This is a genomic window from Clostridium sp. AM34-11AC (assembly GCF_003435375.1).
GTDB classification, from domain to species: domain Bacteria; phylum Bacillota; class Clostridia; order Lachnospirales; family Lachnospiraceae; genus Pilosibacter; species Pilosibacter fragilis.
In genome coordinates this window covers 408348-430703 of the sequence record NZ_QWGL01000001.1, presented here as the reverse complement: position 1 = coordinate 430703, position 22356 = coordinate 408348, and the positions used below count along the sequence as shown (strand labels likewise).

18 protein-coding genes and 1 riboswitch are annotated in these 22356 nt (G+C 51.1%); of the genes, 14 read left to right on the top strand and 4 right to left on the bottom strand.

The genetic code is table 11. The annotated features are described in order from the left end of the window. Positions 1-231 precede the first annotated feature (231 nt). From DW826_RS01960 to DW826_RS01900, 13 genes are all read left to right on the top strand, one after another. A complete protein-coding gene (locus DW826_RS01960) occupies positions 232-1395 on the top strand; it encodes a polysaccharide deacetylase family protein (protein WP_015553001.1) in 1164 nt (387 codons plus the stop codon). A 59-nt stretch (positions 1396-1454) separates the two neighbouring features. Continuing rightward, positions 1455-1572, top strand: a riboswitch (FMN riboswitch). Between the two features lie 158 nt (positions 1573-1730). Continuing rightward, complete coding sequence (locus DW826_RS01955; protein WP_117551863.1) at positions 1731-2369, top strand: ECF transporter S component; 639 nt, start codon at positions 1731-1733, stop codon at positions 2367-2369. A 199-nt stretch (positions 2370-2568) separates the two neighbouring features. Then, positions 2569-3363, top strand: coding sequence for a creatininase family protein (locus tag DW826_RS01950; RefSeq protein WP_117469008.1), 795 nt, complete (start codon positions 2569-2571; stop codon positions 3361-3363). Between the two features lie 331 nt (positions 3364-3694). Next, positions 3695-4765, top strand: coding sequence for an L-threonylcarbamoyladenylate synthase (locus DW826_RS01945; RefSeq protein WP_015553004.1), 1071 nt, complete (start codon positions 3695-3697; stop codon positions 4763-4765). A 134-nt stretch (positions 4766-4899) separates the two neighbouring features. Next, entirely contained in the window at positions 4900-5388 is a 489-nt protein-coding gene (locus tag DW826_RS01940; protein WP_015553005.1) for a dCMP deaminase family protein, read from the top strand. Between the two features lie 11 nt (positions 5389-5399). Further along, the gene (locus DW826_RS01935) at positions 5400-7253 is read left to right on the top strand and encodes a B12-binding domain-containing radical SAM protein (RefSeq protein WP_117551862.1); all 1854 of its coding nucleotides are present in this window, start codon (positions 5400-5402) and stop codon (positions 7251-7253) included. 54 nt (positions 7254-7307) lie between these two features. Continuing rightward, positions 7308-8051 carry a 3'-5' exonuclease gene (locus tag DW826_RS01930; protein ID WP_347472266.1) on the top strand — a complete coding sequence of 248 codons (744 nt, stop codon included), beginning with the start codon at positions 7308-7310 and terminating at the stop codon, positions 8049-8051. A gap of 350 nt (positions 8052-8401) precedes the next feature. Next, positions 8402-9928: a VanW family protein gene (locus DW826_RS01925; protein ID WP_117551861.1), complete on the top strand. Its 1527-nt coding sequence runs from the start codon at positions 8402-8404 to the stop codon at positions 9926-9928. 25 nt (positions 9929-9953) lie between these two features. Beyond that, complete coding sequence (locus DW826_RS01920; RefSeq protein ID WP_117551860.1) at positions 9954-10544, top strand: AIR synthase-related protein; 591 nt, start codon at positions 9954-9956, stop codon at positions 10542-10544. Between the two features lie 24 nt (positions 10545-10568). Further along, entirely contained in the window at positions 10569-11051 is a 483-nt protein-coding gene (locus tag DW826_RS01915; protein ID WP_015553011.1) for an Lrp/AsnC family transcriptional regulator, read from the top strand. Continuing rightward, positions 11048-12220: an aminotransferase class I/II-fold pyridoxal phosphate-dependent enzyme gene (locus DW826_RS01910; protein WP_117551859.1), complete on the top strand. Its 1173-nt coding sequence runs from the start codon at positions 11048-11050 to the stop codon at positions 12218-12220. Before DW826_RS01915 ends, DW826_RS01910 begins: the two co-directional genes overlap by 4 nt. A gap of 194 nt (positions 12221-12414) precedes the next feature. After that, positions 12415-12909: a tRNA (uridine(34)/cytosine(34)/5-carboxymethylaminomethyluridine(34)-2'-O)-methyltransferase TrmL gene (trmL, locus tag DW826_RS01905; RefSeq protein WP_117514463.1), complete on the top strand. Its 495-nt coding sequence runs from the start codon at positions 12415-12417 to the stop codon at positions 12907-12909. A gap of 136 nt (positions 12910-13045) precedes the next feature. Continuing rightward, complete coding sequence (locus tag DW826_RS01900; RefSeq protein WP_117551858.1) at positions 13046-14584, top strand: nitrite/sulfite reductase; 1539 nt, start codon at positions 13046-13048, stop codon at positions 14582-14584. Between the two features lie 370 nt (positions 14585-14954). On the opposite strand, the gene DW826_RS01895 is transcribed toward DW826_RS01900, so the two are convergent. The 3 genes from DW826_RS01895 to asnS form a co-directional block, all read right to left on the bottom strand. Further along, entirely contained in the window at positions 14955-16790 is a 1836-nt protein-coding gene (locus DW826_RS01895; protein ID WP_117551857.1) for an AAA family ATPase, read from the bottom strand. Further along, the gene (locus DW826_RS01890) at positions 16787-17863 is read right to left on the bottom strand and encodes a DNA repair exonuclease (protein WP_117551856.1); all 1077 of its coding nucleotides are present in this window, start codon (positions 17861-17863) and stop codon (positions 16787-16789) included. Before DW826_RS01890 ends, DW826_RS01895 begins: the two co-directional genes overlap by 4 nt. A gap of 215 nt (positions 17864-18078) precedes the next feature. After that, on the bottom strand, positions 18079-19470 hold the full coding sequence (asnS, locus tag DW826_RS01885) for an asparagine--tRNA ligase (protein ID WP_117514469.1): 1392 nt from the start codon (positions 19468-19470) through the stop codon (positions 18079-18081). A gap of 264 nt (positions 19471-19734) precedes the next feature. On the opposite strand from asnS, the gene DW826_RS01880 reads away from it, so the two are divergent. Beyond that, a complete protein-coding gene (locus DW826_RS01880) occupies positions 19735-21045 on the top strand; it encodes an amidohydrolase (protein ID WP_117551855.1) in 1311 nt (436 codons plus the stop codon). A gap of 90 nt (positions 21046-21135) precedes the next feature. Here the strand turns inward: DW826_RS01880 and fucO are convergent, their stop codons facing one another. Next, a complete protein-coding gene (fucO, locus tag DW826_RS01875; RefSeq protein ID WP_117551854.1) occupies positions 21136-22284 on the bottom strand; it encodes a lactaldehyde reductase in 1149 nt (382 codons plus the stop codon). Between the last annotated feature and the right edge of the window lie 72 nt (positions 22285-22356).

The window sequence follows — 22356 nt, the reverse complement described above, 5'->3', positions numbered from 1 at the left end:
ATATAAAAAAAATGCAGATCAGGCAAGCTCGCGCTATGATGTGCGCAAGTGTTAAAATATGATTTCTGTTATAATTCTGACGTTTTTCTGAAATTTACGAAAAAGGTCTGGAAGAGGTACCTTTATTCTCGGTTTCATGTTAAAATATGGGCATGAGTAGCTGCGAAGGTATGGAACAGTTACAAATACGATCAATATGGTGAGAAGATCACTGGGAAAAGAGGGGAACTTATGGATTGGAAGAAGATCAGACAGGCAGTCCGCACGGTGCTGGCGGCTGTATTGATCTGCGCTGCATCGGTGGGAATCACCGGTGATCCGGCATATGCGGCGGATATGGGCGCAGTTTACGGAATTTATGAGCATGGAACCGGTTGGAGTGGGTATCATGGTGACAGCAAAACAGCGCGTGCTGGAACCGGAAGCTATGTGACGGCGATCCGCGCCAGCCTTCAGGGACAACCTGAGGGAATGAGCGGCACGCTTTCTTACCAGGTGAACTTAAGCGGAAGCGGATGGCTTTCCTGGCAGGAAAACATGACTCCGAATGGAAGCACCGAGACAGATATGCCGTTAGAAGCGGTCCGCATGGCATTTACCGGACAGCTTGCGGAGAATTATGATGTTTATTACTCTGTATATCAGAATGGCTCCTGGACAACTCCGGTGAAGAACGGGGAGACTGCGGGAACCGAAGGACAGGGACTCCGTGTGGATGGTCTCTGGGTAACGGTGACGGGAAAAGGTGCGGAGGTACCGGAAGGCCCGAATGGAAAGAGCGTTGACCCGACAAGACCGATGGTTGCCCTGACCTTTGATGACGGCCCGTCGAAGTATACGCCCCGGATCCTGGATTCCCTGGAAGCGAACGGCGGAAGAGCCACATTCTTCATGGTGGGCAACCGAGTTGCGTCCTATGCGTCTACCGTAAAGCGCATGGCAGATCTCGGATGCGAGACAGACAGCCATACCTGGGCACATACATATCTGACAGGAATGTCTGAGGGAGAGATATTACAGAGCTTAAATCAGACACGCGATGCCATTGTGGCAGCAGGCGGAAACGCGCCGAAAGGTGTCCGCCCGCCGGGAGGAAAGATCAATGATGCCAGTAAGGCGGTCCTCGCAAAGGCTGGAATGCCGTCCATCATCTGGTCCGTGGATACACTGGACTGGAAGACGAGAAACGCGCAGCACACCATCGACACAGTTCTCAGACAGGTGCAGGATGGAGATATCATCCTGATGCATGACCTCTATGAGCAGAGCGTCATTGCGGCAGAGACGCTGATTCCTGAACTCACGAGAAGAGGTTACCAGCTCGTGACAGTCAGCGAGATGGCAGAGCTCCGCGGTGGTATGGCGGCAGGACAGTCTTATGGACATTTCCGCTAAGAATAAAAAATATTGCAGTATGAAGCAAAATGTGATATTCTGTTAACGAACAAATAAATATCGTTCTTCGGGGCGGGGTGCGATTCCCCACCGGCGGTATAGTCCGCGACCTGCGAAAGCAGCTGATTTGGTGAGATTCCAAAACCGACAGTATAGTCTGGATGAGAGAAGAAATTGTATGACAGGAGTAGTTCATTCAAGCCCCGGACTTTTTCAATGGTCCGGGGTCTTTTTATTTACATGGACAGGGAATCATCCCCCGAGTCCGTGTGAGCCGGCAATCCTGCACAGCAATTCCTTGTAACAGAAGAACAACAAGTACAAGGAGGAACATTATGAACCAGAACAAAGTATTAAATGTCAGAAATCTCGTGCTGATCGCCATGTTCAGCGCACTCGCAGCCGTATTGGAGACGATCCAGGTGGCGGTTCCGTTTGCACCGCCGTTTTACAAGCTGGACTTCGCGGAGCTCCCGGTACTGATCGGCGGCTTTGCCATGGGACCGGCCCAGGCAGCTCTGATCGCGATCGTTAAGAACCTCTTAAAGCTGCTCTTAAACGGAACAAGCACTTACTATGTCGGCGAGCTCGGAAACATCATTGGAAGCTGCATGTTCTCCGTACCGGCTGCCCTGATCTACCGCAGACATAAAACGAAAAAGACCGCTATGGTCGCTCTCGCTGCCGGTGTCATCTGTGCTATCGTCGGCGCTGTATTCGTAAACTGCGCGATCACACTTCCGTTCTACGCAAAAGTTGCTTTCGGCGGAATCGAGAACATCATCGCAATGGGAACAAAGATCAACCCGGCAGTTACAAACCTGTATACATTCGCGATCTTCATGATCGTTCCGTTCAACCTTGTAAAATGCGGACTGAACGCGATCGTAACAGCACTTGTATATAAGCATGTCAGCGTGATCATCCATGCAGGGGTTCACAGAGAAAAGAAAACTGAAAATACGGCGGCATAACACCTGAAATGGGAGATTCCCCCGGGATAGAGACGGCGAAAGCCGTGTCTGCCTCGGGGGACTTACAATTTATGTGAGAAGTGAGCAAAAGCCTGCGCAGGCACAAAAGTGAGCGCTGGCAGGTGGCAGCAGTACTTGACGGATAACGACCGAAATGAGATAGTGAAGCGGCAATGACTTAAGAAACGGAGAAAATAAAATGGTAAGATATTATAATGAACTGACAAGACTGGAAATGGAACAGGTCGACAAGGACGAGACGGTGGTCATGATCCCAGTGGGAGCGTTGGAACAGCACGGAAACCAGTGTCCGCTGGGTACAGACGAGATCATCGCGGAGGGAACGGCGAGACGGATCAAAGAGGCCTTAGACCGGGAGATCCCGGACTATCCGATGCTGATCTTTCCGCTGATCCCGGTGGGACTCAGCACGGAACATGTGAACTTCTGCGGTTCTGTCACCTTAAAGCCGGATACCTTTTATCATGTTCTCTACGACATCTGCAAAGGCCTGGCGCATCACGGATTCAGGAAGATCGCAATCTTGAACTGCCACGGCGGAAACTCCCCGATCATCCAGGTCTTAAGCAGGGAGGTAAGAAGTGAGCTCGGAATCGCCGTATTTATCATCAACTGTGGCGCATTCTTCGGAAACCAGGCGGTAAAAGACACTGTGACACCTGGAAATATCTGGGATTTCCACGGCGGTGAGATGGAGACATCCATGGTTCTCGCGGAGCGCCCGGAGACAGTAAAGCTGGAGACCTCCGAGGCGGGAATCCCGAGAAAGTTCATGGGAAACAAGACATTCACCGTATATGGTCCGATCACTCTTGGCTGGGTTTCAGAAGAGTGGGAGACCGAGGACGGAAAGCCCATCGGAATCGGCGGCGATCCAAGCGGGGCGACGGCGGAGAAGGGCAACCAGATCTACGACAGCTTTGTGGAGTCGATCCTTTCAGGGCTGAAAGAGATCAGAAAGTGGAAAGACTAAGGCACTGTTTCAGAAAATAGTGAAAAAGTGCTGAGAAACCGGTGGACAGATCATTATTACAGCAATATTAAGAAGAACAGAAAAATTGAAATGAATGGAAACGATGCCGGAAAAGCCTGTAAATCCGCCGGAAATCTGTTGCAACCATAACTTTCATGTGCTAAACTGAATACGCAATTGAACAAAGTAAGGTGCTGCGGTTTTATGCAGCACCTTTATCATTACGCGGCAGGCCACAGCAATACCGCCGCATGAGCGTAAAAATGGGAAACCGTATAGAAGAAACACAGGTTTTCTGGACAATTGAGTAATAGAATCGAGAGTGAAGAACATGAATACAAAAGTAGTTCGTATCAAAGAGGAAGAGAAGACAAGAGAGACGCTGGAAAAGAATCCGGGGCTTTTAGAGGCGGCTGAGATCTTGAAAAACGGCGGTCTCGTGGCGTTCCCGACGGAGACCGTTTACGGCCTTGGTGCCAACGCGTTGAATGAGGAAGCGGCAAAGAAGATCTACGCGGCAAAAGGACGTCCGTCCGACAACCCGCTGATCGCCCATATTTCCTGTATGGAAGAACTTCCGGCGATCGTGAAGGAGATCCCGGAGGCGGGCCGGAAACTGGCTGAAAAGTACTGGCCGGGTCCGCTGACCATGATCTTCCCGAAAAAGGACATCGTACCTTACGGAACCACCGGCGGTCTTGATACCGTTGCGGTCCGTATGCCGGTGGATCCGGTGGCAAATTGCTTGATCCATCTCGCAGGTGTTCCGATCGCGGCACCGAGTGCCAACACTTCCGGAAGACCGAGCCCGACAAAGGCGGAACATGTCATCGAGGACATGGACGGAAAGATCGAGATGATCATCGACGGCGGCGCTGTGGGAATCGGCGTGGAATCCACTATCGTGGATGTATCCGGCGAGATCCCGACACTTCTCCGCCCGGGCGCGATCACCATTGAGATGCTGCGTGAGACGTTGGGCCAGGTGGATATCGATCCAGTGATCTTAGGACCGGTCAGCGGCGATATCAAGCCGAAGGCGCCGGGAATGAAGTACCGCCATTATGCCCCGAAGGCGGACATGACACTGGTGGAAGGCGACATGGACAAGGTCGTTGCCTACATCAATGAGCAGACAAAGAAAGCGGAAGCAGAGGGAAAGAAAGTCGGCATCATCTGCACCGAGGAGAGTCAGGACATGTACCAGGGCGGAAACCTCGAGGTGATCGGAAGCCGGGAACACGAGGAGACGGTGGCCCACAACTTGTTTGCAGTTCTGCGTGATTTCGATGCCAGAAAGGTTGACTGCATTTTCTCCGAGAGCTTTTCCAAAGACCAGCTCGGCCAGGCGATCATGAACCGCCTGTGCAAGGCAGCCGGATATCATATTGTGAACATATAAAATTGCAGGAAGGCCTGCGCTTGCTGCGGTGGCTGCAGTAAAGGCAAAAGTACGATCAATTAAAATGAGAAATGGATTTTACCCGTAACTGTGAGAGCGTTGGGCAGTTACATATATGAAATGGAGGACGATCTATGTCAGAAAAGAGAAACGGATACATTACCTGGGACGAGTATTTCATGGGAGTTGCAAAGCTTTCTGCCATGCGCTCCAAGGATCCGAACACACAGGTCGGCGCGTGCATCGTGAGCGAGGACAACAAGATCCTGTCCATGGGCTATAACGGATTCCCAAAGGGCTGTTCCGACGACGAGTTCCCGTGGGATAAGATGGACGAGGACCCGTATAATAGAAAATATTTCTATGTGACACACAGTGAGTTGAACGCGATCTTAAACTACCGCGGCGGCAGCCTGGAAGGCAGCAAGCTCTATGTAACACTGTTCCCGTGCAACGAGTGCGCGAAGGCGATCATCCAGGCGGGCATCCAGACCATCGTCTACGAGAGCGATAAGTACGCGAACGACGCGTCCACACGGGCATCCAAGAGAATGCTGAATGCGGCGGGTGTGCGCTATTACCAGTACAACCCGACAGGCCGTAAGATCGAGTACCGGGTATAACGGAGGAACGAATGAAATTTTTGCTGGCGGCGATCAACGCCAAATATATCCACTCGAATCCGGGTGTCTACAGTCTGCGCGCCTTTGCTAGGACGAAGATCCCGGGGGTGGATATCGAGATCGGAGAATACACCATCAATCACCAGATGGACTTAATTTTACAGGATATCTACAGGAGAAAGCCGGATTTTATCGGCTTTTCCTGTTATATATGGAATATTTCCTACATCATGGAGATCGTCCGTGACGTGAAGAAAGTATTGCCGGAGGTGGAGATCTGGCTCGGCGGACCGGAAGTGTCCTATGACGCGAAAAAAGTGCTGACCAGGGAGCCGGATGTCTGCGGCGTGATGCGCGGGGAAGGCGAGCTGACGTTTACGGAGCTTGTGAGGGCGTATCTGAAAAGGGAAGAACTGTGTGCAGCAAGCTTAGACTTAGATCACATTCCGGGAATTACCTACCGCGCTGAGAGCGGCGAGGTCGTGGAACGTGGTCCCCAGCGCCTTCTGAGCCTGGATGAGATCCCGTTCTACTATGACGATATGGCTGGATTCGAGAACAGGATCGTCTACTACGAGAGCAGCCGCGGCTGCCCGTTCTCCTGCAGCTACTGTCTGTCTTCCATCGATAAAACCGTGCGTTTCCGGAGTCTGGACCTGGTACTCCCGGAACTGCAGTTTTTCCTGGACCACAAGGTTCCACAGGTCAAGTTTGTGGACAGAACCTTCAACTGTAAGCGGGATCACACGTTAGGAATCTGGCGTTATCTCGTGGAACATGACAATGGGATCACAAACTTCCATTTCGAGGTCTCCGCGGATATCTTCGACGAGGAGGAACTGGAACTTATCGGAAAGATGCGCCCGGGGCTGATTCAGCTTGAGATCGGTGTCCAGTCCACAAACCCGGATACGATCAAGGAAATCCACAGACACATGGACCTTGTGAAACTAAAACAGGCGGTGGACCGGGTCTACGATTACCGGAACATCCATCAGCACCTGGATCTGATCGCGGGACTTCCCTATGAGAATTATGAGTCTTTCATGCGCTCCTTCGACGATGTCTACCGGATGCGTCCGGACCAGCTTCAGATGGGATTCTTAAAAGTATTGAAGGGCTCTTACATGGAAGAGCAGGTCGCGGCATATGATCTGAAATACCGGGGAATTCCGCCATACGAAGTCCTTTCCACGAAGTGGCTGCCCTACAGCGATGTGATCCGGCTGAAGGGCGTGGAGGACATGGTGGAGGTCTACTACAACAGCGGACAGTTCCCGGCAACCATGAAGCTGCTGGAAAAGAAATTTGCGCGTCCGTCGGAAATTTTTACGAGTCTGGCGGAATATTATGAGAAGAACGGACTGACAGGGATCAGTCACAGCAGGCTGGCAAGGTATGAGATCCTTTATAGATTTTTAGAGGAAAAAGAGGTTAAAGTGGAACAGAGCACGCCTGCGGCAGAAGAACCGGCAGGAATGGAGCAGAAAACCGGCGCGAAAGCTGCAGAAACAGCAGTAAAACTGACACTAGCTGACTTCCGCGACAGCCTGATGTACGACCTCTATGTCCGCGAAAATATCAAGAGCCGCCCGTCCTTTGCCAGTGACCAGTCCCCATACAAGAAAGAAGTGCGGGAATTCTTCATGGCGGAGGAAGAGAGTCCTCAGTGGCTTACGGACTATGCGGGATTTGATTCGAAGCAGATGGCGAAAATGGCTCATCTGGAACATATGGAAGATGGAACGTTTGTATTGTTTGATTATAAAAATCGGGATCCGTTGTCAGGAAACGCCAGAGCAGTCCGCTTCCGGTATGACTGGAAGGGAAGCCGGATGGTGCCAGCAAAACCAGCACGGATATGAAGAAAATTGTGCAGATATGTGATGATGCAGTGAAAGTAAAGATGGAGAACAGACATGGCAGATGAAATGATAAATTCTTATGTCGCCCTGGATCTTGAGACGACGGGCATCGGTGCCCGTCACGAAAAGATCACGGAGATCGGCATGGTGAAGGTGATCGACGGTGAGATGACGGACACTTACCACACTATGGTAAATCCGCACCGGGAGATCCCGAAGCGGATCGTGGAGCTGACGGGGATCACTGATGATATGGTGAAGGATGCACCGGGAATCGAGGAGATCCTGAATGAGGTCCTGGCCTTCACCGAAGACCTCCCGCTTCTCGGCCACCAGATCATTTTTGACTACGGCTTCCTCGTACAGGCCGCAGTGAACCAGAAACGGAAATTCGAGAAATACGGGGTCGATACACTGAAACTCTGCCGGTATCTGATGCCGGGGGAGGAAAAGAAGAATCTGAGTGCCGCGTGCGCGTACTTTGAGGTTACCCAGGATACGGCACACCGGGCACTTTCCGATGCCTATGCCGCCCACAATCTATACCAGGAACTGAAAAAAAGGTTTGGCAAAGAACGTCCGGAACTCTTCACTGCCAAAATGCTCCAATATAAGGCAAAAAAGGAACGGACGGCGTCGAAAAGGCAAAAAGAACACTTGCAGGATTTACTAAAATATCATAGAATAGACATAACTGTCGAGATCGATTACATGTCCGGAAATGAAATATCCCGGATGATCGACAAGATTATTTTCCAGTATGGAAGAATCCCGGAAAATACGAAAAAACAGGGATAGTTTTCCGGAACCCTGAGAAAATGAATATTAGTGAATATAGTTCGGAATGAGTTACAGCATATGGCAGCCAGGACTTTTTGATCTGGAATGCGGAACATCGGTAAAATCTGATGCAGTTTGCTCAGGGCATGGGCTGTAACCGGAATGGAAAGCAAGAAGAGGTGAATGTTGTGTTTAACATGAATGATAAAAAGACAAGAAAGATTTTCTCTACCATCGTAATCGTATTAGTTGTACTCGCAATGGTAGTGCCGATGATCCTCGGCTCCCTTCTTTCTATTTTTTAATCGTGACGGGCTGAAGCCCCAAAATCTATCAGGCATCAGGAAGATATCAGTGAGGAGAAAAGAATGAAGAAAAATGTGTGGATCGCAGGCATGACGGCGATTTTAAGCGCCGGACTTGTTTGGCTTGCCCCGGTTTTCACACTGGCAGATGAACGAATCCCGGACGGGGTCTCTGTTGGAGCCGTCAGTCTTTCCGGACTTACGGAAGAGGAAGCCGAAAAGCAGATTGAGAGTTATGTAAATGAAAAATTAAATCAGGATATCACGTTTGTGGTAAACGGCACGGAGGCGAAGTCCGACGCGCAGACCCTTGGCGTCGCCTGGGATAACCAGGATGAGGTAGCTGAGGCCATTCAGGGGACGGAGCTCAAGGGAAACCTTGTAAAGCGGTATATGAAAAAGAAAGACCTGGAGGTAAATCCGGTGAAGATCGAGCTGGATCTCTCCGTGGACCAGGATAAGGTATCTTCCTTTGTATCCGAGAAATGCGGTTCCGCGGTGGCGGGTGCCGTTGACGCGACGATCACAAGAAAAGACGGAAAATTTGAGATCACTCCTTCAAAAGAAGGTCTGGCTGTCGATATGGATGCGACAAAAGCGGCTCTCAACGAGGCGTTAAACAGCGAAAATACGGATGCGATCCGGGTGGAGGCGTCTGTGACCGTTAAAAAGCCGAAGGTGACAGAGGAAGATCTCGCGACGATCAAGGATGTTCTCGGAACATTCTCCACCAGCTTTGCGACAAGTGGTGCGTCCCGTTCCACAAACCTTGCGGTGGGTGCAGGAAAGATCAACGGACATGTGCTGATGCCGGGCGAAGTGCTCTCCGGATATGAGTGCATGCACCCGTTTACACTGGAAAATGGATACAAGACGGCAACTGCTTACGAAAATGGCAAGTCCGTTGACAGCATTGGAGGCGGTGTCTGCCAGATCTCAACGACACTCTACAACGCGTCCTTATACGCGGAGCTTGAGATCGTCCAGAGGCAGAACCACTCCATGTCCGTCAGCTATGTAAAGCCGTCCATGGACGCGGCGATCGCCGGAACTTATAAAGACCTTAAGGTAAAGAACCCGTATGACACCCCGATTTACATCGAGGGATATACCAAGGGAAAGACCCTGACCTTTACGATCTACGGAAAAGAGACGAGATCGTCGAACAGGACTCTGGCATTTGAGTCTGAGACGCTTTCCACGACGCCGTCCCCTACCCAGGAGATCCAGGACCCGAGTCTCCCGGCAGGCCAGCGCGTGAAGGTGGAATCCGGACATACGGGATTAAAATCGAAATTGTATAAGTGTGTCTATGTAGGTGGACAGTTACAGGAACGCACTTTATTGAATTCTGACACATACAACGCGTCAAAGACTGTTTACCGCGTAGGTACAGGAGTCGCGGCTCCGGCAGAGACAACACCTGTGGCCCCGGCAGCACCTGCGGAAACGGAAGCTGCGGCCCCGGCAGAGACAGCAGCGCCGGAGACACAGGAACCTGAAACCGCGGCCCCGGAGACAGCCGGACCGCAGCCGGGCGAGAACTACGGCCCGGGAATGAGTGCCCAGGCGGGAGAGAACGCGGCTTAGGCCGCATAGAAAAGAGACCGGAATCATGAGAAAAATTGAGCGCGAACCCAACGGAGCTGGGATCTTCAGACCGGGACAGGATCTGGTAGTTGCAGGAACTGTCGGAAAAAACGGTGTGAAGGCGGCTCTGTCGGCAAAAGAAAAAGAGATATCAGCCCGATTCCCGGAGTGGTTTGTCAAACGGATCCGGGAGCAGGCAGATAAAAAATCAGAGCTGACTCCGGAGATGCTGAACGCCTGCGGTGCAGGAGAATGGGAAGAGATTTCGGAGGGCGGCGTACTGGCCGCCCTTTGGGCCATATCGGGAGCTTACGAGCAGGGGATTTCCTTTGAACTGAGGAAGATCCCGGTGGCTCAGGAGACGATCGAGATCTGTGAACTCTTTGACCTGAATCCGTACAGACTTTCATCGGGGGAATGTCTCCTGATGGCAGTGGAAAACGGCGGGGATGCCGTGAAGCTCCTGAGTGAAGCCGGAATCCCGTCCGCAGTGATCGGTAAAGTCGAAAAAGGGATCGCCAGAAAAATGGTCGGGATCGGAACGACCGGATTTCTGGAACGACCGGCACCAGATGAGATCCGGAAGCTTACGGATGCAGCTTCTGGAAAAGAATGATAGATGCAATGAGGAGGAACAATTATGCGTGAAAAAATTTTGGCGATCATTGAAAAGAACAGCCGAATTGATTTAAAGGATCTGGCCGCCCTTCTGGGTGAGAGTGAAGCAGCCGTCGCGAATGAGATCGCGGAGATGGAAAAGGAGAACATTATCTGCGGTTATCACACGATGATCAACTGGGATAACACAGGTGATGAGAAAGTGATCGCTCTGATCGAGGTGAAGGTAACCCCGCAGAGAGGAATGGGCTTTGATAAGATCGCGGAGCGCATCTACCAGTACAGTGAGGTGACTTCTGTATATCTGATGTCCGGCGCCTTTGATTTTACCGTGATCATTGAGGGCAAAACGATGAGAGAGGTCGCGCAGTTCGTATCGGAGAAGCTGTCACCGATGGATTCGGTCCTCAGCACAGCGACACACTTTGTCCTCAAGAAATATAAAGATCATGGAACAGTTATGTGCGGTAAGGCAGAAGATGAAAGGATGATGATTACACCGTGAGAAACCCATTATCAGATAAAATCGTATCGATCCAGCCATCCGGAATCCGTAAATTTTTCGACATTGTGAGCGAGATGAAGGACGCGATCTCCCTTGGTGTCGGTGAGCCGGATTTTGATACTCCGTGGCACATCCGTGACGAGGGAATCTACTCTCTGGAAAAGGGCCGGACTTTTTATACCTCAAATGCAGGTTTAAAGGAATTAAAGATCGAGATCTGTAATTATTTAAAGAGACGTTTTGATGTAGAGTATGATTATAATAAGGAAGTTATGGTCACGGTCGGCGGCAGTGAAGCCATTGATATTGCTCTCCGTGCCATGTTAAATCCGGGGGATGAGGTTTTGATCCCTCAGCCGAGCTATGTTTCCTACACTCCGTGTACGGTTCTGGCTGACGGTGTGCCGGTTACGATCCAGCTCGAAGAAAAAGATAAATTCCGTCTTACAAAGGAAAAACTACTCGAGAAGATCACACCGAAAACGAAGGTTCTGATCCTTCCGTTCCCCAATAACCCAACCGGATCCATCATGGAGCCGGAGGATCTGGCGGAGATCGCGAAGATCTGTATCGAAAAAGACCTGTTTGTTATCTCCGACGAGATCTATTCAGAGCTTACTTATAAGGGACAGCACTGTACGATCGCCGCATTCCCGGGAATGAAGGAGCGCACCGTTCTGATCAACGGCTTTTCAAAATCTTATGCGATGACAGGATGGCGTCTTGGATATGCGTGTGCGCCGGAGCTGATCCTGAAACAGATGTTAAAGATCCACCAGTTTGCGATTATGTGTGCGCCGACGACAAGCCAGTACGCTGCGGTCGAGGCATTAAAAAACGGAGACAAAGATGTAGCTGAGATGCGGGGTGCATACGACCAGAGAAGACGTTATCTCGTGAAGGCACTCCGTGATATGGGCTTTGATTGTTATGAGCCGCAGGGCGCATTCTATGTATTCCCGAGCATCAAGAAATTTGGAATGACCTCCGATGAGTTTGCGTTAAAGCTTCTGGAGGAGGAGAAGGTTGCCGTTGTTCCGGGTACCGCATTCGGTGATTGCGGAGAGGGATATTTAAGAATTTCCTACGCGTATTCCCTGAATGATCTGAAACGTGCTCTTGAGAGGATGGAGCGGTTCGTGAAGAGACATCTGAACGACGCACAATAGATGAAATGCTGTGATTGCGCAGAGATCTGCCGGTCACAAAATATATAGTTTCCCCGGCTTGATCATGAAGATGGTCGGGCCGGGGTTTTATATGTCTGCACCTTATATTTCGTGAGAAAATCCGGATTGCTGACATTAGTTCTGAGTGATCGTGGAAATTGGAAAGCGGCAGACATGACAGGAGAAGATCAACAATGAATATCGTATTATACGAGCCGGAAATGCCGGCCAATACAGGAAATATCGGGCGCACCTGTGTGGCGACGAACACGAAGCTGCACCTGATCGAGCCGCTGGGATTTAAGCTCAGCGAGAAGCATTTAGTCCGAGCGGGACTGGATTACTGGGATAAGCTGGACGTAACAGTGTACAGCGATTATCAGGATTTTTTAAAGAGAAATCCGGGGGCGAAGATCTATATGGCGACCACGAAGGGCGAGCATGTATACACGGACGTTCCTTATGATCCGGATGCCTACATCATGTTCGGGCCGGAGAGCCGTGGGATCCCGGAGGAGATCCTGGTGGAAAACCGTGAAAACTGCATCAGGATCCCGATGTGGGGAGATATCCGGTCGCTGAATCTCTCGAATTCTGTTGCAATCGTGCTGTATGAGGCGTTACGGCAGAACGGATTTGAGAAGATGACGATGGAAGGACATCTGCATCATCTACACTGGAAAGAATAATTGAAAAATTAAAAAATGATAGAGCGCTTATTGTATACAAGATACGAAGCAGTTCCGCCGTGGATTTCCGGCATGTTTTTGAGACAGCTGTGGAAGAGATAAGCGTTTTATAAAAGGGGAAAGCGAGAAAACAACTATGATGAACGAAAAATGGGAAGAACAGTTCCGTGAACAGATCCATGAATTTGTTGGAACGATCGAGAAGTTCGATAAGGGAGAGATCGACCGCAAGGCGTACAAGGGAATCTCCGGTGGATTCGGAAGCTACGCGCAGCGCGACCCGTCAAAGCACATGCTGCGTCTCAGAATGGCAGGCGGAAACCTGACGGAAAAACGTCTGGAGTTTCTTACCGAGGCAGTGAGAGATTACGGTGTGGAGCTTATGAAGCTCACCACCTGTGAGACCGTGCAGCTCCACAACCTGAAAGCAGAGCAGGTTCCGGTCCTCATGGAGAAAGCTATCGCCAGCGAGATCTACAGCCGTGGCGGAGGCGGAGACAATCCGAGAAATATCATGATGAGCCCGCTCTCCGGTGTTCAGAAGGGCGAAGCATTCGATGTGAAGCCATATGCGGAGGCGGCGGCAGAGTACCTGCTCTCCATTGCCGGTGAGATCCATATGCCGAGAAAGCTGAAGGTCGCATTCTGCAACGGTGCTGACGATACCGTACACAGCGCGTTCCGCGATATGGGATTCATGGCGAACCTAGACGGAACATTCACGCTCCGCATCGCAGGTGGTCTTGGCGGCGGTTATAAGATGGGCGTTCTCGTGGACGAACATGTTCCGGCGACGGAGATCCTTTACTACATCCGTGCCATGATCGAGACATTCTGCCAGCACGGAAACTATGAGAATCGCGCGAAAGCCCGCACCCGCTTTATGCAGGAGACTCTGGGCGTTGACGGTTTAAAGGCAGCGTTCCTTGAGAACGTGGCGAAGATGAAAGAAAAAGGCGGCCTTGATCTTCATGTGACGGCAAAACCGGTGACGAAAAAAGGTTCCGGCGAGATCGTCGATAAGCGCGTAGTTGCGCAGAAGCAGACGGGTCTCTATGCGGTAGCTTACCATCCGATCGGCGGATGTCTTCCGGCAGGAAAACCTGCGGAGCTTCTTACTCTTGTAAGAGAGATTCCGGACGCGGAGTGCCGGATCGCTCCGCACGAGACGATCTATATCATCAATCTGACTGCTGATGAGGCGGAGAAAGTCCTTGAAGTGACAAACGACGGCGCCAAGAGCACTTTTGAGAACAGCGTAGCCTGTATCGGTGCTGCGATCTGCCAGCAGGGCGTAAGAGACAGCCAGGCGGCGCTCAGAGCGGCTGTGGAGGCTGTACGGGAGGCGAAAATCCCGGACGGCGCACTCCCGAGGATCTGTATTTCCGGATGCCCGTCCAGCTGTTCCGGACACCAGGCGGCCGCCCTCGGTTTCCAGGGTGCGGCAAAGACCGTTGACGGAAAGCCGGAGTCCGCGTTTAAGATGTTTGTGGGCGGAAGTGATAAGCTGGGTGCCGCAAAGTTCGGCGAGGCCGGAGCTGTGATCTTAGAGCGCGATCTGCCGAAATTTTTCGTGGAACTCGGAAAAGCCGTTGCCAGCCGGAACATGAACTGGGAGACATGGATCGCGGGGCATGAGGATGAATTTAAGGCGATTGTGGAAAAGTACGCTTAAGAGGAAATCATACGTGGAAAAGTGGGAAAATCCGGGAATGAAAGTAAGCAGCAGAGGCAGCGAAAGCTTTCGTTCAGAGCCCAAATCCATATAAGTAAAAGAGGACTTTTTTAAGAAAGTACGTAACTATTCAGTACCTTCATAGTTACGTGCAAAAATCCATTCCAGATCAGCTTCGCTGATGGGATTTTTGCCTTCCAGCCTATGTTTTCTTACGGTCAGCGCAGCAAGTGCGCAGACCTACTGAACAGTTACGAAAGTACTTCATATTTGAATAAGAACATAAAAACGGTCGACAGCGAAAAAACTGTCGGCCGTTTTGTATTTTCAAAAATGATTTTAGGGCAGATGCATCCTGAAAAAATATCTTTTACATCTCAATCAACTGAAACTCCACCTGTCTGGCCCGCAGCATCTGTGCTTCCCGGCGATGGCATGTGAAAATAATGATCTGGCCGCCATAGGCGGAGGCGAGCCATTCCAGTGCCGTCTTCAGGCGCTCATCATCATACTGTGTAAAGCTGTCATCGAAGATCAGCGGGAAGCCGGAGCCGGATCCCTGGAGAAGCTTTGCGGCGGCGAGACGCAGGGCGAGATAGACCTGGTCCATGGTTCCGCTGCTGACATTCTCGAGGGGAACCAGCTTTGCCTTCGTGTTTAAGAAGACATTCAGATTCTCGTCGATGCTCATGCTGTCATAGATCCCGCCGGTGATTCCGGTAATGTACTGGGACGCTTCTTTATTCAGGTAGAGTCCGAAGGAATCACGGATCGAGGAGGAGAGATCTGCCATAGTCTCATGGGCAAGATCAATGGCGACGATCTCATCGTGGATCCTGTCGTTTTCCGCCAGTGTCCGCTTCAACGCCTTCGCCTTATTCTTGCAGTTGCTCAAATGCTCTAATTTCTTCTCAAGCTCCCACTGTGTCCGCTGCTGTTTCTCGATCATTTCGCTGCAGCCGGCCTGTTTCGTCTGGAGATTGCTTAAATCTTCTAAGAACTTCCTGATCTCTGCCTCAGACTGGGCAACCATATCGCAGAGCTTTGAGAATTCGCCCATTCTCGCCTGGAACGCGTTCATGGCATCCTCAGACACTGCGGAATCTCCGAGATGTCTCGCGAGAAGCGCGCCAAGTTCAGAGGAAGTATTGTCGAACAATCTGTGGTACTCCTTATCTTTCTGGCGGATGAACAGGGAGATGATAAAGAAGATCACAGCCGCCGCGGCTGCCGCGCCGCAGACCGGAAGATAGGCGGTGAGGTTGAAATATCCAAGTGCCGCTGCAGCCCCCAGTCCTGCGATTCCGAGAACCGCTGTGAGACCGGAAAGAACCTTTCTGGACTTCTTGTTACACTCCCCGTTCAGAGTATTATATTCGCTGTAAAGCCTCTCCGCGTCGGAAGACATGGCATCCACGGATGCCCGGTCTGTAAAGCCGTTGTCAGACAGCACCTTTTTCCCATTTGCCAGTTTCTCGTCCAGATCCTTTTTCTGTGTCTGGGTGTTGTCGATCAGCCCCTTGACCTGGGTCCTCATATTCTGGTAGGCAGCGAGCTGGTTCTCGTACTCCGGACCGGCGATCTCCGCCTCCACACTCCGGATCTCCGCGAGAAGAGAGGTAAACTCCCGGCTCGCCTCCGGGATCAGACCCGCCTCGAGGGAACGTTTCTGGTTTCTCAAAAACGCAGTCGCTTTTGTGATATTTAAGGAAATATTGCCGGTGGTGTTCATGTTGGCAATATAATTCTTTAATTCCGTCACCATCCCGTCCTCGGTGGCACTCTTTAACTGACCAATACTGATGGTGTTGTTGTACATGGTCTCGGTGAGACCGTCAAGCAGGCTGGAGACAAATGCAGGTGTCGCCTCTTCCTCCAGTCCTTTCGTCTCATTGATGATCTTTAAAGACTTATTTTCCTTCCGGAACCGGCGCTCGATGCGGTAGATGGTTCCGTCCTTTTCCAGTCTCAGCCATCCTTCGTAGGTTCCGCTGTTCTCCCAGGGTTCGTACTTTGTATACAGATCATTCTTGGCTGCCCGTCCGCGCCCCCGCTCGATGCCGAAGAGCATGCCGCGGATAAATGTGTGAAGCGTGGATTTTCCGGCTTCGTTCTTTCCGTAGATAATGTTGATCCCGTCGTTGAAGGAGATGGTCCGGTCATGAAATTTTCCGAAACCGTCGATATGTAATTCGAGTAATCTCATGGCTGGCTCCTTTCATCTTTTGTCATAAGCAGGGCATGAATTCCATAGTAGAGGGCTTTCTTCTCCACCGGACTCATATCATTCTTCATGAGTGCCTGGATATAAAAGCCGATCATGTCACCTGGATGTTCCGCGAACAAGGCGTGGAAATCATACTGTGGCTCCGACTCGTCCAGGATCTCGATAATATTCCACTGACCGGAGAGAAAATCCAGATCAAAGCTGATATCCGGGTCCCGCATGCCGCGGATCCGGAAGCGGTAGATATTGTTGGCACCGCGCTTGCGGATCTCGTCGGCAATGATCTGGGAAAGTTCGGTATTCGTAGTCTGGGGTGTCACATTGACCACAAGAGGGATGTACTGGGCCTGGCAGACTTCCTTAAACTGAAGGGAGGTCACATGTCCGCTGGTGGTGTCGATTTCACCGATAAAATATCCGTGTGGTCCGGTCTCCGTCATGTCTAATGGTTCCGGGGAACCGGCATAGGCCATGCGGTTTTCAAGAAGGATTTCCGGCTTGTGGATATGTCCGAGAGCGATGTAGGAGAACGGGGATGCGGCCAGTGCATTCCGGTCAAAAGGAACATGTTTCGCGTCACCGCCGTGGAGCATGAGGATTCTGGTGCGTCTGGACGCCGGCAGGGAAATATTGTCAGCCTTCGCCTCAGTGATCTCGGCTGTGTGGTAGCTGAAACCGTAAACTTCCGTGTTCAGCTCCTCGAAATAGACGGAAGAGAGCTCCTCGCCCATCAGAAATGTGACGTTCGGGGCCCAGGTGAAGCTGAGAAGTGCAGAACTTTTCCGAATCCGGTCATGATTTCCGGCGATGATGACCACGCGGGTTCCCGGAATCGTGGAGAACAGGTAGTTGACCTCTTTGAGATCCCTCGCTAAGGGCTGGCGGTGGAATAAGTCACCAGAGATCAGAAGAAGGTCCGCGCGGGAGTCCCTGGCGTCCTCGATGATCCCCTGGAACGTCAGACGGATCGCCTGTTCCCTCTTTTTCCCCCAGGGCTTATCGCTGTCCGGGATCATGCCCCAGTGGATATCGGCGGTGTGAATAAATTTCATACATTCCTCCATGGTGTATGGATTGCAGATATACTGCGCTCCAGTATCGAAGTGGTGGACTGTGAAAGTCCGCAAAAACGTGTTTCTCAGGTTACCGCGGCAGTTCGGTCACCGGGGGATTGCTGCCGCGTAAATGTGAAAAGGAGCGCAACAGATCTCTGTGCGCTCCCTTGCGGCTGCCATGCATCGAAAGGACGCGGCGGGCTGCTGTTTCTTTATAATTCGCAGTTATTAACGGTACGCGGGAACGGAACTACGTCGCGGATATTGCCCATTCCTGTGAGGTACATTACGCAGCGCTCGAAGCCGAGACCGAAACCGGAGTGGCGGACACTGCCGTATTTTCTCAGATCGAGATAGAAACCGTAGTCTTCCGGCTTTAATCCGAGTTCGTTCATGCGGGCGAGGAGCTTTTCGTAATCGTCCTCACGCTGGCTTCCGCCGATGATCTCGCCGATGCCCGGAACGAGACAGTCCACAGCGGCAACGGTCTTTCCGTCCGGATTTAATTTCATGTAGAACGCCTTGATCTCCTTCGGGTAGTCGGTAACGAATACCGGTCTCTTGAAGATCTTTTCTGTCAGATAGCGCTCATGCTCTGTCTGGAGATCGCAGCCCCAGAATACCTTGTAATCGAACTCATCGTTGTGCTCTTCAAGGAGCTTTACAGCCTCTGTGTAGGTAACGTGGCCGAATTCGGAATTTAATACGTTGTTTAAGCGGTCGAGAAGTCCCTTGTCGACGAACTGGTTGAAGAAGTTCATCTCGGACGGAGCGTTCTCGAGAACGTAGCGGATCACGTACTTTAACATGCCTTCAGCGACAGCCATATTGTCATCGAGATCTGCGAATGCCATCTCCGGCTCGATCATCCAGAACTCAGCTGCATGACGGGTCGTGTTGGAATTCTCAGCACGGAAGGTCGGTCCGAAGGTATAAACATTGCGGAATGCCATTGCGTAGGTCTCAGCGTTTAACTGTCCGCTTACGGTAAGGCTTGTATGTTTTCCGAAGAAGTCCTTGCTGTAATCAACTGCGCCGTCCTCAGTCTTCGGAACGTTGTCAAGATCGAGAGTCGTTACCTGGAACATCTCACCGGCACCCTCACAGTCACTGGAGGTGATTAACGGAGTGTGGACATAGACGAAGCCCTGCTCCTGGAAGTACTGATGGATCGCGTAAGCGATCAGGGAACGCACACGGAATACAGCCTGGAATGTATTTGTACGTGCGCGGAGATGCGGAATCGTACGAAGATATTCGAAAGTGTGGCGTTTTTTCTGGAGCGGGTAGTCTGCGCTGGAAGCACCCTCAACGGTAACTTCTGTTGCCTGGATCTCAAACGGCTGCTTTGCCTCCGGAGTCGCAACGAGAGTACCTTTTACGACAATGGCAGCGCCTACATTTAATTTGGAAACCTCTGCGAAATTTGCCATTGTGTCATGGTAAACGATCTGTAAGGTATCGAAGCTTGTACCATCATTTAATACGATAAAGCCGAACGCCTTGGAATCACGGATGCTGCGGATCCAACCGCCGACCTGGATCTCCTGGTTTAAATATTTGTCACGCTCTTTAAAGAGCTCTTTCACTGTTGTCAACTGCATGATTCTTCCTTCTCCTTATATCTCTCTTCTTAGCTTAGATAAATGTGCAATCTGGTATTAGTATAGCGTATTTTTTATGGGGATTCAAGGTGAAATGGGCATAACACGGGGGTTTTCGGGAGTTTTTTAAAGGCTTCCCGAGCAGAAATTACAGAGTCCACCAAGATTTGTAAGTAAAATAGAAATAGAAAAATAAGTTTTTATAGAAAAATCTCGAAATATCGACTATAATAATAATAAAATAGCACACGGGAGGGCAAACGAATGAATATTTACGATCAGATCAAGACCATGAGCGATGAGATGGCGGGTGACCTTACAGCGCAGAGACGTGACTTTCATAAGTACGCGGAGCCGGGCTGGTTTGAGATGAGGACATCGTCCATTATTGCACGGAAACTGACAGAGCTTGGATATGAAGTGCTTGTCGGAGATCAGGTCTGCAAAAAGGATTCCAGAATGGGCGTTCCGTCTGAGGAAAAGTTAGAGGAACAGTATGAGCGTGCCGTTGCCCAGGGAGCGGATCCGGAGTTTGTTAAGTACACAAAGGGAGGAATGACCGGTGTGATCGGAATCCTGCGCTGCGGCGAAGGTCCGACGGTTGCCATGCGGTTTGATATCGATGCCCTCGGCGTATTTGAGGAGCATGATCCGAGCCACAGACCGGCGAAAGAGAGATTTAACTCTGTAAATGAAGGCTTCATGCATGCCTGCGGACATGATGGACATGCTACCATTGGTCTTGGTGTGGCGAAAGTCCTGATGTCTATTAAGGATCAGCTCCATGGAACCGTGAAACTGATCTTCCAGCCGGCGGAAGAGGGTGTCCGCGGCGCGAAATCCATCGTTGATAACGGACATCTTGACGGTGTGGATTACCTGATCGGCTCTCATGTGACGAATAAGAAAGAGGACGATCCGGCAGTGGTAATTCCGGGAAGCTATGGCTCTCTCGCAACGACAAAATATGATGTGATCTTCCACGGAAAATCTGCCCATGCGGGCGGATCACCGGAGGTTGGGCGGAATGTCATGCTGGCAGTCGGGACGGCGATCTTAAACCTTTATGCGATTCCGCGTCACTCCGGCGGCGTGTCCAGAGTAAATGTGGGAACTGTTGTTGCCGGAAGCGGACGGAATGTTATCGCGGACGAGGCGAAGATGGAGATCGAGGTTCGCGGTGAGACCACCGAGATCAACGAGTACATGAAAAATTACGCAGTGAACATTATCGAGAGCGCGGCAAAAATGCACGGATGCACCTGTGAGATGAAGCTTATGGGCGCGGCAAACTCCCTGGCGAGCAGTGAGGCGCTGATGGAGCGGGTGAAGAGAGTCTGCGAGGAAGATCTTCATCTGCCGGTTGCGAAGGAAATGAGCAGCAAAAACGGCGGCAGCGAGGATGTCTCCTATATGATGAACCGCGTCCAGGAACAGGGCGGACAGGCGACCTTCATGCGCGTCCTCACCCACGAAGCCGGTCCGGGTCACAGCCGCATCTTCGATATCGACGAGCAGGTTCTTCCGAATGCGGTGAAGATCTTCTGCGGTGTGGTTTATGACATTATGCACTAATGGGTGAGAAGTGCATGTGATAAAAAGCCAGATAAAAAGAGCTCCGGCCAGTTTTGCCGGAGCTCTTTTCAGAAATGCGAGAAGGCATTTTTATGCCATGATCTTACGGAACAGGTCTTTCAGGTCTTCTACGCTGGCATCCTTCGGATTGCCCGGTGCGCAGGCATCTGCGTGTGCGGACTCCGCAAGGAACGGAAGGTCTTCCTCTTTGATCGCCTCAAGGACAGACGGAATTCCGACATCCGCGGAGAGCTTCTTGACAGCGTCAACAGCAGCTTTCCGGTATTCGTCCTGAGACATGGAATCAACATTTGCAACGCCCATTGCACGCGCGATCTCACGATATTTTTCGCCGGTGCATTCCTGATTATATTCCATAACGATCGGAAGCATCATTGCGCAGGCAACACCGTGCGGGGTATCATAGACAGCACCGAGTGTGTGTGCCATGGAGTGGGCGATACCAAGACCAACGTTGGAGAAGCCCATACCGGCAATGTACTGACCGAGAGCCATTCCCTCGCGGCCTTCCTTTGTGTTTGCTACAGCACCGCGCAGAGATTTTGAGATGATCTCGATGGCTTTCAGATGGAACATATCGGTCATTTCCCAGGCAGCCTTTGTTGTATAGCCTTCGATGGCATGGGTCAGGGCATCCATACCCGTAGAAGCGGTAAGTCCCTTCGGCATGGAGGACATCATATCAGGGTCAACGATCGCAATGATCGGCATGTCATGCGGGTCAACGCATACAAATTTACGTTTTCTCTCGATATCGGTGATAACATAGTTGATCGTAACCTCGGCAGCAGTACCGGCTGTTGTCGGAACGGCGATGATCGGAACACACGGTTTTTTCGTCGGTGCAACACCCTCAAGACTTCTTACATCCTCAAATTCCGGGTTTGCGATGATGATGCCGATCGCTTTGGAGGTATCCATGGAGGAGCCGCCGCCGATGGCGATCAGGTAGTCAGCGCCGGATGCCTTAAATGCTTCAACACCGTGCTGGACATTCTGGATCGTCGGGTTTGCTTTAATATCGGAGTAGAGCTCGTAGTCAAGACCGTTTGCGGTCAGAATGTCGGTTACTTTGGCGGTAACCTTGAATTTTACGAGATCCGGGTCGGAACATACGAACGCCTTTTTAAAGCCGTGGGCTTTCGCCTCGTTCGCGATCTCCTGAATCGCGCCTGCTCCGTGATAAGATGTCTGATTTAACATAATACGATTTGCCATGATAAAAAACTCCTTCCATGAATACTTGATCTCAAAAGCTTTCTGTGCCTTTGTTATTATATTAACAAATCC

Bases quoted from the DNA above. Each gene is read 5' to 3' on its own strand.
- DW826_RS01925 (WP_117551861.1), top strand. From the start codon at position 8,402: ATGAAGAAAAATGTGTGGATCGCAGGCATGACGGCGATTTTAAGCGCC.
- DW826_RS01945 (WP_015553004.1), top strand. From the start codon at position 3,695: ATGAATACAAAAGTAGTTCGTATCAAAGAGGAAGAGAAGACAAGAGAG.
- DW826_RS01935 (WP_117551862.1), top strand. From the start codon at position 5,400: ATGAAATTTTTGCTGGCGGCGATCAACGCCAAATATATCCACTCGAAT.
- DW826_RS01920 (WP_117551860.1), top strand. From the start codon at position 9,954: ATGAGAAAAATTGAGCGCGAACCCAACGGAGCTGGGATCTTCAGACCG.
- DW826_RS01880 (WP_117551855.1), top strand. From the start codon at position 19,735: ATGAATATTTACGATCAGATCAAGACCATGAGCGATGAGATGGCGGGT.
- fucO (WP_117551854.1), bottom strand. From the start codon at position 22,284: ATGGCAAATCGTATTATGTTAAATCAGACATCTTATCACGGAGCAGGC.
- DW826_RS01895 (WP_117551857.1), bottom strand. From the start codon at position 16,790: ATGAGATTACTCGAATTACATATCGACGGTTTCGGAAAATTTCATGAC.
- DW826_RS01940 (WP_015553005.1), top strand. From the start codon at position 4,900: ATGTCAGAAAAGAGAAACGGATACATTACCTGGGACGAGTATTTCATG.
- DW826_RS01890 (WP_117551856.1), bottom strand. From the start codon at position 17,863: ATGAAATTTATTCACACCGCCGATATCCACTGGGGCATGATCCCGGAC.
- DW826_RS01950 (WP_117469008.1), top strand. From the start codon at position 2,569: ATGGTAAGATATTATAATGAACTGACAAGACTGGAAATGGAACAGGTC.
- DW826_RS01960 (WP_015553001.1), top strand. From the start codon at position 232: ATGGATTGGAAGAAGATCAGACAGGCAGTCCGCACGGTGCTGGCGGCT.
- DW826_RS01915 (WP_015553011.1), top strand. From the start codon at position 10,569: ATGCGTGAAAAAATTTTGGCGATCATTGAAAAGAACAGCCGAATTGAT.
- DW826_RS01930 (WP_347472266.1), top strand. From the start codon at position 7,308: ATGGCAGATGAAATGATAAATTCTTATGTCGCCCTGGATCTTGAGACG.
- DW826_RS01900 (WP_117551858.1), top strand. From the start codon at position 13,046: ATGATGAACGAAAAATGGGAAGAACAGTTCCGTGAACAGATCCATGAA.
- asnS (WP_117514469.1), bottom strand. From the start codon at position 19,470: ATGCAGTTGACAACAGTGAAAGAGCTCTTTAAAGAGCGTGACAAATAT.
- DW826_RS01955 (WP_117551863.1), top strand. From the start codon at position 1,731: ATGAACCAGAACAAAGTATTAAATGTCAGAAATCTCGTGCTGATCGCC.
- trmL (WP_117514463.1), top strand. From the start codon at position 12,415: ATGAATATCGTATTATACGAGCCGGAAATGCCGGCCAATACAGGAAAT.